An 11,124-nucleotide genomic window follows, 5' to 3' on the forward strand; every position below is an offset into this window, starting at 1 on the left:
TCCCCCTCGACCTGATGGCTGGCGGTCGCGGTTCCCCAAAGGAAGCCCGGAGGGAACTGGAAGGCGAATTCCACCATGGGCGGCTCCCGGTTTGTGATGAGGGTTACGCGGTGGAGGACGCAATACATCGGGCGGCACGGCCTCGCCTCTTGTCTCCTTCTGTTCCTGCTCTCTGAGGCTCGAAGGGCCAAAGGACGGTAGTTACGATCTGCCCCAGTTGACCCAGGCCAGCCAGGCAGCCAGGAGGGCGGCGCCGATCGAGGTGGTGGGGATCAGGATCTCGCCCCCTGGGGGAAGCGGCCCCCTGGCGGCGAAGGCCACCAGCATCGCCGTGGCCACCGTCCATCCCGCAGCTGAGCCGATCAGCCCGGCGAGGAAAACGCGAATCCATCGCAGGCGGGAAGGGGGAATCATGGACTCCTCCGGGATCCTTGGTGAGCTTCGATTCTGGTTCAGCTGCGCCATAGGCAACTTCCGAAGCTCTTCTGAAGTTGTCCATGGCAGAAGTTGCCTCAGAGCGCAATCAGCGCAGCAATTACGCTGTTGGTTTCCCGAGGGGAAGGCTTCGGAGCGAAGCCGGGGCGCTGAAAGTGCCCGGCTCCTTCCCTCGAATTTCTACCACCCCCATACAGACCTTACGACGCGCATTTTGCTCCCTTTTCGATGGTCCGGCAAGCTGGCAGGTGGCCCGAGGGAGCATCTCCATTCCCGGTGCATTATTACAGTATGACGCGAAGGAGGCAAGGATCCCGGCTCATGTTCAGAACCCATGTCGCTGGCTGGGCCCAGCAGGAGCAGGGTGTTTCGAACCCTCCTCCCCACGCCGCGAAGCAGCGTGGGGAGGAGGGTAAGGGGATGGATCGGGCCTCTTCCGGCCCCCGGAGGATTCGTTCCCTGGCCTGAATGAATGCTGGACATCCGCCGGGATCGTTTGGGGAGGGCTGGGCCGGGGGCCGAAGGCCCCCGGCCCAGCTCCTCAAAACCCCAAATCCAAGTGGATGGGGTGGCGGGGAGTTGCTTCAGGGCAGGATGACACCGAAGTAGGCATCCTCCGACCAGTTGCCGATGTTCCCCGCCCCGTCGATCGCCCGCACCCGCCAGCGATAGAACCGTCCGCAACTGGGGGAGAACGAGACGGAAGTGGCGGGAATGCTTTTCCAGCTCTGTTCCACGACCCAGTTGTTCAACGACTGCCGCTCGAGCACCACATCATACCCTTGAATCCCGCTCGGGTCGCTGACCGCATTCCAGCTCAACTGGGCCGGAGCACAGGGGATGTTCTGCTGGCCGCCCGGCGAGAGTTGCGAAGGCGCTGGCGGGGGATCCCGATCAATGACGGGCGTGGGAGTTGGTGTGTTGGGCGGCGGCAGCACGAAGATGGTGATCAGGTAATCCTGGCTCCCGCCGTCGCGGAAGATCACCCGCAGCGTGTAGGTGGTGGTCTGCGACGGGCAAACGATCCGGCGATCGTGGCCAACCACCCCCTCGCCGTTCAGGTATACGCCCGCGATGTGTTCCGCATCCCAGAACAGCGTGGCGCATTCGCCGGCGGTGATCTGTGTTCGGTCAGCGCGGAAACTCACCTGCGGCGCCGGAGTCGGCGTGAAGGTCGGGGTCGGGCGGGGAGCCCGCGTAGAAGTCGGCGTCCGGGTAGGGGCCGATGTAGGCGTCGGCCGCGGCGTAGGCGTGGTGCCGCGCGGCGGCGGCGGGGGCAGGGGCGTCGGGGTCGGGCCTGCAGGCGGCGGTCGTGGATCGTCCCTCGCTCCCACCGACATCGAGGCCGAGAACGCCTCGGACTGGCCCTCGGGGTAGTCGGGGCCAAAGGCGAAATGGAGGAAATAGTTCCGGCCGCCAACTGGTTGAAACCGGAAGAACCGCAGATCGCTCCCCCGCGGCGCTTTGGCAACGCCCTGGCCCTTGTCGTCTGAAATCCAGGCGTGAACGTTTCCCCTTAGGCCTGTGAGCCGGAGGACCACGCGGTAAGCCTCCGGGAACCCATCCGGGCAGCCATCTGCCGGGCAGACCGGGATGGGGATGCGGCCGAAGCGACGGGGACCGCCGACAAGATGGATGTCCCGCGGCAGCCCGTCGAGGAGCATGGCCTCGCCCTCGTCGCAGGCCAGGCCGACGTTATTGCGGTTAATGTCAAACTGATCCGGATTGTAGACGAGAGGGCAGTTGTCCCGGTCGTCGCCGGACGCGTCTCCGTCGTCGTCGGCGTCACAGGCATTGCCCAGCCCATCGCGATCGGTATCGGCCTGATCGGGGTTCGGGGTCTCGCGGCAGTTGTCGCAGACATCGCCGACTCCATCGCCGTCGGCATCTCGCTGGTCCGGGTTGGCGGCGAGCCGGCAGTTATCCCGGCCATCTTCGATCCCGTCGTTATCATCGTCCGGGTCGCATGCGTCCCCCAGGCGGTCGCCGTCGGTGTTGCGTTGATCCCGGTTGGGCACGACCCCACAGTTGTCGAAGGGGTCCCGTACCCCATCGTCGTCCTCGTCCTCGCAGACATCGCCGATCCCATCGCCGTCGGTATCTTGCTGGGCGGGGTTGGCGAAGGATGGACAGTTGTCGGCGCCATCTTCTACCCCGTCGTTGTCATCGTCCGGGTCGCAGGCGTCGCCCCGGCCATCCCGGTCGGTGTCTTCCTGCCGGGGATTGGCGACCGTGGGGCAGTTATCCCCGCTGTCCAGGATATAGTCGTTATCGTCGTCGCGATCGCCGGGATCTTCATCGCCGTCACAATCCCGATCGCCGCTGCCCAGTTCGACGGCGGCGAAGGCGTTGCGCACCTGGCAGACATCAAAGGCCGTGAAGCCGTATCGGCCCGAACCGGCCCATTCCGACGCGCGAGCCACGGTGGCGTTGCGGGCGTCCATGAACTGCGCGCCCTAGGGCAGGCGGGTCATGACGCTGTAATACAGGCGGCCCATCTTCTCCCGCCCAATGCCGGCGATGGTCCAGCCGTTGTGCGTCCCGCCCTCGGCGATCAGGAAGGCCGCCTTATTGGGGATGCCGCTGTTGATATGAACGCCGCCGTTGTCGTCCGCGGTCATCACGAACATGCTCATCCGGTCGGGGTCGCCGAACGCGGGGGGGTTGCTCAGGTCGCGGAACGCGGCGCCGCCGCCCACCCGTCCCTCGCCCATGGTCCAGTTCCCGTCCACCAGGCTGGCCATCACATCGGCGTAGCTCTCGTTCAGCGCGCCGGGCTGGTTGGCGTAGATCAGATCCGAGGTGTGATCAATGACGCCATGGGTAAATTCGTGAGCCAGCACATCCAGGCCGACCCAGCCGGTGCGGAATACGATGATGTCGCATAGCCAGGACCCCATCCACTGGGCGTTGGGCACATCAGCATTAATGAAGACCTCCAATTGTGCGGAATCACCGTCGTAGGAGTGACGGTTAAATCGATTGTGATAGAACGCATACACCTCCCGGGCGAACCACCAGACGGCCACCGCCTCGGGATGGGCGTGGTATTCCTCCTCAAGCCCGTCCTCATCTCCAATGCTTTCGACCAGGAAGCCAGGGATGAGGTAACAATCCCACGGCGCCTCGTTGCGGGCGTCGAACTCCTCGAAGTCATAGCCGTGCAGGGAGCCGCCGCCGGGTTGGATCAGTGAGTACTTGAACAGCACCTCGCCGGTTTGAGCGTCGACCAGCACCTGCCAGGGGGCATTCCCTCCAAGGGTGACCCGCCAGGCAAGGCGCGGGTCGGAGGGGACGTTGTTCAGCAAGCGAGGGTCGAAAATCACCAGGCGGGTCTCGCCCGCGACGCGCGCCTGGGGTGCCTCCACAGCAGCCCGCGCCACGTCCTCGGCCTGAGCGGCGGTGAGCGCTGGGGTGACGTCGAGGTCCACGTCGGTGAGGAGCTTGCCGACGGTGGCATAGACTCGGTCGCCTGTCAGGTGAACCGCGAGCTCGCTGGCGAAGATGGGGAGGCCCCGATAGGTCTGATAAAAGATCACGTCCTCGCCGTCGCCTTCGACGCCGCGCCGGACGGCGAGACCCAGATCCGGGTCGGTCAGTCCATAAAGGTCCTGGTAAGCCTCCAGGAACTTGCGCGCGCGCTCCACCGGATTCGCCCCATCCACCTGGATGCTGGCATGCACGAAGCGGGGGAAGCCATCCTGGAACTGGACATGAACCGGGCGCTGTGAGGCGGCTTCGAGCTGGCGCAGCGCGGCGACCTGGGGATCGGCCTGGCGCGGAGGCAGCAGGACGCCTGGAGGACCAGGGCTTGCGCCGGGCGATGCCGGAGGTGGGGTAGGAGCCTCCCTGCGAGCGAAGAGGGAGCATCCGACGAGAAGGAAACTCACAATGAGGAGCATCCAGGTCAGCAGTTTCATGTCAACCTCCTGGATTTCGGTCACTCACAAGGCGGCTGGACAGATCCCTGTGTGGAGCAAGTCCTTTTCCTCCTTTCTACCCATGGCTCTTCAGACCACGGGGGGTGGGGCGTCGCGACCTGACGTCCTTGACTTTTGGGGCAGGTTGGATCACCTCTGACGATCCCGCCTACCTCAAACCGGAGAAGGGGATTGGTTTCATCTCCTCGATTCCGTCATTGACGGATATGGCTAACCCGCTTCGGGGTCGGAGGGGCAGGATGTGGGGCCGCTGCCGGGGCGAGCCCCGCTATCAGACCCTTTACAAATGGTGCCCCGGCAGAGATGATGGCGAGGAAGTCTCGCGGGTTATGGATGGAATGGGCCGACGACGTCGGGAAGGGTTGGCGTTGATGGGGGTCCGATCCGTCTGCAGACAGAATCTGTCTGATCTGTTCGCCTTGACTGCAGGCAGGCTTTCGATAGCTGTAAGGCCATCGATTTCTTCGGCACTTGTGTCCCGGCGTCATGCACTTTTAAATCAGCTCTTAGAACTTGCCTTTAGAGTCTGCATGCCTTCGGTTGTGGGGGCGTCATAGAGAAAGTCAGGTTCCACCTTCCTTTCTCCTCTCTCTCCCTGGAGGGCGGCGGAGAGGGGGAAGAGGAAAAATCAATCAGGCAGGTGCGATGTCATGCGTCAAAGGCGTATGTTCCACTGACAGAAATACGCTTAAAAATCATAGCGGATTATGGATCAATTTGGCAAGCTCAAACTATTATTTTAAGAAAGCGCCTATCCTTGCACTTAGACAGCAGAGGGGCTTGCCCCGTTTAGGTGGTCAGTTGGGGAGCCTGAACAGCCCATCTCACGATGTGGAGGAGAATCCGGATGGCTTTCTTTCGACCCGATCGTCCATTGAACCTCGCCCATCGGGGGGCCAGCCGGATGGCCCCGGAGAACACATTGCCGGCGTTCCGCCTCGCTCTGGAACAGGGGGCGGATGGCCTGGAGCTCGACGTCCACCTTTCCCGGGACGGCGTTCCGGTGGTTCTGCACGATGCGGATCTCCGCCGGACCACGAACGGTTCCGGATGGGTATGGGAGAAAACGGTCGCGGAGCTGAAAGCGCTGGATGCCGGCGGGTGGATGGATCCTCGCTTCGCGGGCGAGCGGATCCCCACGCTGGAGGAGGTCTTTGAGGCCTTTGGGAAACGGGCTCTTTACAACATCGAACTGAAAGCATTCACTCCGTGGAGCGCCGGTTGGGTCCGCGCCGTGGTGGAACGGGTGCGTGGATACGGGCTGACCGATCGGGTGCTGCTTTCTTCGTTCAACCCCCTGGCCCTGCGGTGGGCTTGGCGGCTGGCGCCGGAGATCCCCCGCGGCCTGCTGGTGGGCCCGGAGCTGCCCCTCCCGCTGCGCCGGGCCTGGTTGGCTTTCCTGGCCCCGCACCAGGCGCGTCATTTGCATTTTCGGATGATTGACGATCGAACGGTTGGCTGGTGCCATCAGCGAGGGTATGAGGTGGTCGCATGGACGGTGAACGAGACGGCGGAGATGCGTCGGCTGATCCATCTGGGCGTGGCGGCCATCATCACTGATGAGCCGGACCGTCTCGCCCGGTTGCTGGCGGAGCAGGAGATCGGGAACGCACGTAGGGCTCTCCGACCGTCCGGGGGCCTGGGGTCGTAAGGGGCCAGGGAGCAGCCAGGGGATCACGACCCGCAACGGCTGCTCCGCCCTTTACTCCAACCTTCTGGCCTCAGGGAACCGGATCTGAATCCCCAAACGGTCTCAGCTTCCCTGTGGGGTTTGGATCTGTGTGAGCCGGCTTCCTACGCACCTATCCTCGATGCATGCTGAAGCCATAGATTGAGCACGTGCCACATCAATCGCGGGGAGAAAGCGAACCACGTGGCCTTTGATTACAAAATAAACCGCCCCGGGAGTCCACCCTCCCGGGGCGGAAAAGGTGGGCCGTGCAGGACTCGAACCTGCAACCTTGGGATTAAGAGTCCCCTGCTCTGCCAGTTGAGCTAACGGCCCCTATTCACCTTAAAGTATATCGGGGGCTCCAGGAGGTGTCAAGATCCCTCGAGGCGGTTTGGGTGCGGTAGGCGCGCTCCATATCGGCCGAGTAGTTCGCGATCGTTTGGGCAAAAGCCTGCTCGATTTGTGCGGCGCTTTCAGGGACGGTGCGTCCCCACGCAACCAGTCCGGTCACAGCCGCGTTGAGCAGGAGCGGCAGGGCGATCAGGAGGATGATCCACACCAGGAGGGTGCGCGGTTGGGCCTTGCGGAAGAGAAGGAGCAGGAGGCCCAACAGGGCATACAGGATCAGAATGTCACCCGCCCAGATCAGAAAAGCATGCACGATCCCGATGCCGAGCAGGACCAGCAATCGGCGCAGATAGAAAAGGACGAATCGCCCGCCGCGACTTTCGATCCGTTCCATTTGCAGGGTGAAGCCAAGCCCGAAGAGCAGAGAGAACAGAGTGTAGAACTTGCCTTCGCCCAGAAAGTGAATCAGCCACCGGGCGGCGTGGTCATACCAGAGCGCGGCGGGGCTCATCGGAAACAGGAGGGCCTGAAAAGGCTGGCTGAAGGCAGGCATGTTGACGAACAAGATGCCGAATAGAGCAAAACCACGCAAAATATCCACGATTTGGATGCGCTCGGCCTGCTGAACAGGGGTAATCGATGATTTAGAACCGCTCGTGATGCCCTCCATTTTGGGAAAACCGAGGAGCTTATGCCGAGCTTGACTTTGGGGTGGGGTTGACATCTGGCTTCCCCTGTTACAGAATAATCACCCCCGATCTGGAATGGGTTTGTCTGCTAAAGAATTATCGGGAATTAGGAACGGAAATTGAAAGCCCATGGATGGAGGGAAGGGAAATGCCCACTCGGGAGGATGCGTGGGCGCTGGTTTGCGAATTCACGCAGAATGAGAACCTCCGCCGCCATATGCTGGCGGTGGAGGCCGCCATGCGGGCTTACGCTCGCCATTTCGGCGAGGATGAGGAATCCTGGGGAATCGTCGGACTGCTCCACGATTTCGACTACGAGCGCTACCCCCAGGTGGCCCCCGATGGCCACCCCAACCAGGGAGCCCGGATCCTCCGGGAGCGGGGCTGGCCGGAGGATATCATTCGCTCGATCCTCTCCCACGCCACGGAGGTCACCGGGGTCCCACGGATCAACCTCCGGGATCGGGCGCTGTTCGCGGTGGATGAGCTCACCGGCCTGATCACCGCCGTGGCCCTGGTTCGGCCGGACCGCAGTCTCTACAGTGTGACGGTGGATTCGGTTTTCAAGAAGTGGAAGGATAAGCGGTTCGCAGCGGGCGTGAATCGGGCGGACATTGAACGGGGGGCGGCGGAGCTGGGGGTTCCCCTGGATCAGCATGTGGCCATCGTGCTGCAGGCGATGCAGGGGATCGCCCCGATCCTCGGCCTGGATGGTTCCTCTCCATGAGCGAGACCCCTCTCTATAGCCCGTTCCGACGATGTCCTCAGTGCGGGATGCCGGTCTCACGTCGGTCCCGCACCTGCTGGCGTTGCCGCGCGGATCTCACGCAACCTTCCGAAACCCTGGAGCCCGAACCGGAGCCGCCGATCCCATGGCGGTCCGCCCTGTTAGGGACCGCGTTGGTCCTCCTGCTCCTGGCAGGCGGGGGATGGTGGGTCATCCGCATGGCCCGCGCGGCGATGACCCGTCCGACGCCCACGTCGACCCCGACGTCCACGCCGACCCGAACGCCGACCCCGACGTCCACGCCGACCCCTACCTGGACCCCCACGCCGATCCCGCCGCTCCAACACCAGGTGCAGGAAGGGGAGACCCTCTCCGAGATCGCCCTGCGCTACGGCGTCCCGGTGGAGGCGATCCGCCAGCTCAACAACCTCTCGGGCGACCTCATCGTCGTCGGGCAGGTGCTGCTGGTCCCGGTCTACACGCCTACGCCGATCCTGGCGACGCCGACCCTGCCGCCGGGGGTCACTCCCTCGCCGACGCCGCGGCCGGATAAGATCATCCATGTGGTCCAGCCGGGGGAGACGCTGCTGGCCATCGCCCAGCGCTATGGGGTTCCCATGCAGACCATCCAGGCAGCCAATGGGATCGCGAACCCTGAACGGATCCAGGCGGGCCAGGCCCTGGTGATCCCGCTGGCCACGCCCACCCCGGCGCCGGGCCCAACCCCGACGCCGACGCCCACCCCGGAGCCCACTTACCCGCCGCCGCCGTTGCTTTACCCGCCGGATGGGGCTCAGGTGGAAGGGCCGGGGTTGCCGGTGCTGCTCCAATGGGCCTCCGTGGGCTGGCTGGAGATCGGGGAGTGGTATGAAGTGCGGTTGTTCCGGGAGGACGGCGTTGAGGTCGGCAGCTTCCGCACCCGGGCAACCGCCTGGCATGTCCCGGCGACGCTGCTTCAGACGGCGGCCGGCGAGGAACCCCGCTTCCACACCTTCCGCTGGACCGTCCAAGTGGTGCGCCGGGTGATCGAACGGGATGGGACGGTGCGCTTCGTCTCGGCCGGCCCGGCGTCTGCCCGGACCTTCCGCTGGCGCGCCGGCGGGCTATCCCCTACGCCCACGCGATAAGGGATTCCTTCGAAGGCGGTGCCCCAGCCCCAAACCCCGCGGGAGAGTTTGAAAGTTGCCCATGACGTCCTTACGGGTTATGGGAAACGAAACCGGTGAAAGGATCCGTCGCTTATAATGTGAGTGGAATTAGAGCACAATCTCTCGATGCGAGATCCCGGAACTTGGAAGGAGAGCTTCGATGCCTTTCGCGGATAAACTGTTGACCTGTGAGAAGTGTGGACGGCCGTTTGTGTTCACAGTGACCGAGCAGCGGCGCATGGTGGAGGCTGGGCAGCCCCTGGTCGAGCCCACGATGTGCCCTCGGTGTCGCGCGGAGGCGGCCAAACCGAAGCGGAAGCTGGAACCCAGGCAGGTCTACGAGGGCCGGGTGAAGTGGTTCAACCCGGAGAAGGGATATGGGTTCATCCGTTGCGAGGACGGCACGGAGATCTTCTTCCACCGGACCGGCATCGCTCGCCCTGGATTGATTCTGGAGGCGGATCAGCCGGTGACCTTCGAGGTTGAGATCACCCCGAAAGGGCCTCAGGCCGTTCGGGTAACGCCGGTTCCCACGCCTGCGCCTTCTCTGCCGGAATCCGAGCACCCTGCCGCGTCAGCCGGGTAGAGTCGCCCCAGGGTCGCCCCTATAAAAAATAGCGCGTCGCGTGCGATCCACCGATGGGCCGCTGGGCCGTTGAATTCGCCCCGGGTGGACGGATATCGGCTTGGGTCCAGCCGATGAACGATAGACCCTCCGTCCAGGCACTCCGCCCCTGGGAGGCTTTCCCCTTCCGATGGCCCTTCGGGTCGTGGAGAGGGGGGAATTGAAGGTTGCTCTAAGTTCTGAATCTTCGGAGTCGCAGAACCTTGCCCGGATGAGCAGGACAGCTTTTCAGAACTGGGCATCTGCCTGCTCTGAGGGACCTCCCATGGGGTGTGGAAGTGAAAAAGGATAACGCATAAGGGATGGATCGAGAGCGTTTGTATCGAACGGAAGCCATTGTGCTCCGGCGGTCGGACTTCGGGGAGGCGGATCGCCTGCTGACCCTGCTGACGCCGGAGTTCGGGAAGCTACGGGCGCTGGCCAAGGGCGTGCGGAAGATCCGGAGCCGGAAGGCTGGCCACGTGGAGCGGTTCATGAGGACTTCCCTGCTTCTCGCCCGGGGACGGGAGCTGGACGTGATCAGCCAGGCGGAGGTGATCGCCGCCCACCCGCGCCTTCGAGAAGATCTGACCCGCAGCACGCTGGCCCATTATGTGGCGGAGCTGGCGGAGACCTTCGCCCCGGAAGGGGAGGAGAGCCGGGCGCTGTATCGCCTGTTAGCCGACACGCTGGATCGGCTGGATACGGAAGACGAGCTCCAGCAGATCGTTCGTTACTATGAGCTTCACCTTTTGGAGATCGCTGGGTTCCGCCCCCAGGTGGAATTCTGTGTCGGGTGCGGGGAGCCGCTCCGGGAGGAGCGCGGGCCCTATGGCTTCGACCCCCCGCGGGGAGGGGTCCTCTGTCCCCGATGCGCCCCGCGATTCCCGGCGGCCCGCCCCCTAAGCCGTCGGGCCCTGAAGGCGATGCGCTTCGCGCTCCGAAGCACTTACCCGGCTTTCCGGGCCGCCCCTTTCAGTCTCCAAACCATCCAGGAGCTCGGGGAGATCATCAGCCGGCACTTCCTGGCCATCCTGGAGCGCCGCCCTCGCTCCCTGGCGTTCCTCAGCGAGCTCACCCGCGCCTCCCGAACAGGGGGTGAGCCGGAGGGATAGCTGCATTCGCTGGAACAACCTACCCTCGATTCCATCCAGAGGGCGCTGCGGCCTCGCTCGCTTCAAAAGCGAGGAAAAGAACGGGGATGGGGCGGCGACCGAAGGCCAACGCCCCATCCCCGTTTTCATATTTCCCCGCGGCCCTTTAGGCCAGGGGAGCGAGGATCAAGTGGGGTGAGGCCCCCTCGCCTCGTCCGGCAAACAGGCCTCGGTGGATCCTGAGGGAAGGTTTTGCGGGATTTTTCCCCGAAGGTTTAGAATGAGGAAGCGCTACATTCCCAACGCGTGCGGTGAGTTCGATGTCCCGTGCGAAACCGATGGGCCTTAGAGGAGAGGGTCATGGCGGCGCGGACGGTTTACATGGATCATTCGGCGACCACTCCGGTGGACCCGCGAGTGGTGGAGGCGATGCGGCCCTATTTCACGGAGATCTATGGGAACTCTG

General features: G+C 63.8%; 10 protein-coding genes, 1 tRNA gene and 1 pseudogene. 7 read left to right on the forward strand and 5 right to left on the reverse strand.

Annotated elements, in window-relative coordinates:
* Nucleotides 1–201 precede the first annotated feature (201 nt).
* From NZM16_RS02795 to NZM16_RS02810, 3 genes are all read right to left on the reverse strand, one after another.
* Nucleotides 202–414: a hypothetical protein gene (locus tag NZM16_RS02795; protein ID WP_295478392.1), complete on the reverse strand. Its 213-nt coding sequence runs from the start codon at nucleotides 412–414 to the stop codon at nucleotides 202–204.
* A 605-nt stretch (nucleotides 415–1,019) separates the two neighbouring features.
* Nucleotides 1,020–2,858, reverse strand: coding sequence for a thrombospondin type 3 repeat-containing protein (locus NZM16_RS02800; RefSeq protein ID WP_367280994.1), 1,839 nt, complete (start codon nucleotides 2,856–2,858; stop codon nucleotides 1,020–1,022).
* 33 nt (nucleotides 2,859–2,891) lie between these two features.
* Nucleotides 2,892–4,355, reverse strand: coding sequence for a M4 family metallopeptidase (locus NZM16_RS02810; RefSeq protein ID WP_295478395.1), 1,464 nt, complete (start codon nucleotides 4,353–4,355; stop codon nucleotides 2,892–2,894).
* 868 nt (nucleotides 4,356–5,223) lie between these two features.
* Between NZM16_RS02810 and NZM16_RS02815 the strand changes: the two genes are divergently transcribed.
* A complete protein-coding gene (locus NZM16_RS02815; RefSeq protein WP_295478398.1) occupies nucleotides 5,224–6,027 on the forward strand; it encodes a glycerophosphodiester phosphodiesterase family protein in 804 nt (267 codons plus the stop codon).
* A 281-nt stretch (nucleotides 6,028–6,308) separates the two neighbouring features.
* On the opposite strand, the gene NZM16_RS02820 is transcribed toward NZM16_RS02815, so the two are convergent.
* Nucleotides 6,309–6,381, reverse strand: a tRNA-Lys gene (locus tag NZM16_RS02820).
* Nucleotides 6,382–6,385: 4 nt separating this feature from the next.
* The gene (locus tag NZM16_RS02825; protein ID WP_295478400.1) at nucleotides 6,386–7,120 is read right to left on the reverse strand and encodes a hypothetical protein; all 735 of its coding nucleotides are present in this window, start codon (nucleotides 7,118–7,120) and stop codon (nucleotides 6,386–6,388) included.
* A gap of 113 nt (nucleotides 7,121–7,233) precedes the next feature.
* Between NZM16_RS02825 and NZM16_RS02830 the strand changes: the two genes are divergently transcribed.
* From NZM16_RS02830 to NZM16_RS13975, 6 genes and pseudogenes are all read left to right on the forward strand, one after another.
* The gene (locus NZM16_RS02830) at nucleotides 7,234–7,812 is read left to right on the forward strand and encodes an HDIG domain-containing metalloprotein (protein WP_295478403.1); all 579 of its coding nucleotides are present in this window, start codon (nucleotides 7,234–7,236) and stop codon (nucleotides 7,810–7,812) included.
* On the forward strand, nucleotides 7,809–8,939 hold the full coding sequence (locus NZM16_RS02835; protein ID WP_295478406.1) for a LysM peptidoglycan-binding domain-containing protein: 1,131 nt from the start codon (nucleotides 7,809–7,811) through the stop codon (nucleotides 8,937–8,939). Before NZM16_RS02830 ends, NZM16_RS02835 begins: the two co-directional genes overlap by 4 nt.
* Nucleotides 8,940–9,120: 181 nt before the next feature.
* Nucleotides 9,121–9,249, forward strand: a pseudogene (locus NZM16_RS13965) (zinc-ribbon domain containing protein); the annotation flags it as partial.
* Nucleotides 9,250–9,279: 30 nt separating this feature from the next.
* Nucleotides 9,280–9,546, forward strand: a complete 267-nt coding sequence (locus tag NZM16_RS13970) for a cold shock domain-containing protein (RefSeq protein ID WP_366946240.1) — start codon at nucleotides 9,280–9,282, stop codon at nucleotides 9,544–9,546.
* Between the two features lie 341 nt (nucleotides 9,547–9,887).
* Nucleotides 9,888–10,679 carry a DNA repair protein RecO gene (gene recO, locus NZM16_RS02845; RefSeq protein WP_295478409.1) on the forward strand — a complete coding sequence of 264 codons (792 nt, stop codon included), beginning with the start codon at nucleotides 9,888–9,890 and terminating at the stop codon, nucleotides 10,677–10,679.
* 339 nt (nucleotides 10,680–11,018) lie between these two features.
* Nucleotides 11,019–11,124: aminotransferase class V-fold PLP-dependent enzyme (locus tag NZM16_RS13975; RefSeq protein WP_367280996.1), on the forward strand; the 106-nt coding region annotated here is incomplete at its 3' end.

The sequence above is a fragment of the Thermoflexus sp. genome (assembly GCF_025055495.1).
GTDB lineage: Bacteria > Chloroflexota > Anaerolineae > Thermoflexales > Thermoflexaceae > Thermoflexus.

What these genes read in the sequence shown, in the direction of transcription:
- NZM16_RS02830 (WP_295478403.1), top strand. Translation starts at nt 7,234, where the DNA reads ATGCCCACTCGGGAGGATGCGTGGGCGCTGGTTTGCGAATTCACGCAG.
- NZM16_RS02795 (WP_295478392.1), bottom strand. Translation starts at nt 414, where the DNA reads ATGATTCCCCCTTCCCGCCTGCGATGGATTCGCGTTTTCCTCGCCGGG.
- NZM16_RS02835 (WP_295478406.1), top strand. Translation starts at nt 7,809, where the DNA reads ATGAGCGAGACCCCTCTCTATAGCCCGTTCCGACGATGTCCTCAGTGC.
- NZM16_RS02815 (WP_295478398.1), top strand. Translation starts at nt 5,224, where the DNA reads ATGGCTTTCTTTCGACCCGATCGTCCATTGAACCTCGCCCATCGGGGG.
- recO (WP_295478409.1), top strand. Translation starts at nt 9,888, where the DNA reads ATGGATCGAGAGCGTTTGTATCGAACGGAAGCCATTGTGCTCCGGCGG.
- NZM16_RS02825 (WP_295478400.1), bottom strand. Translation starts at nt 7,120, where the DNA reads ATGTCAACCCCACCCCAAAGTCAAGCTCGGCATAAGCTCCTCGGTTTT.
- NZM16_RS02810 (WP_295478395.1), bottom strand. Translation starts at nt 4,355, where the DNA reads ATGAAACTGCTGACCTGGATGCTCCTCATTGTGAGTTTCCTTCTCGTC.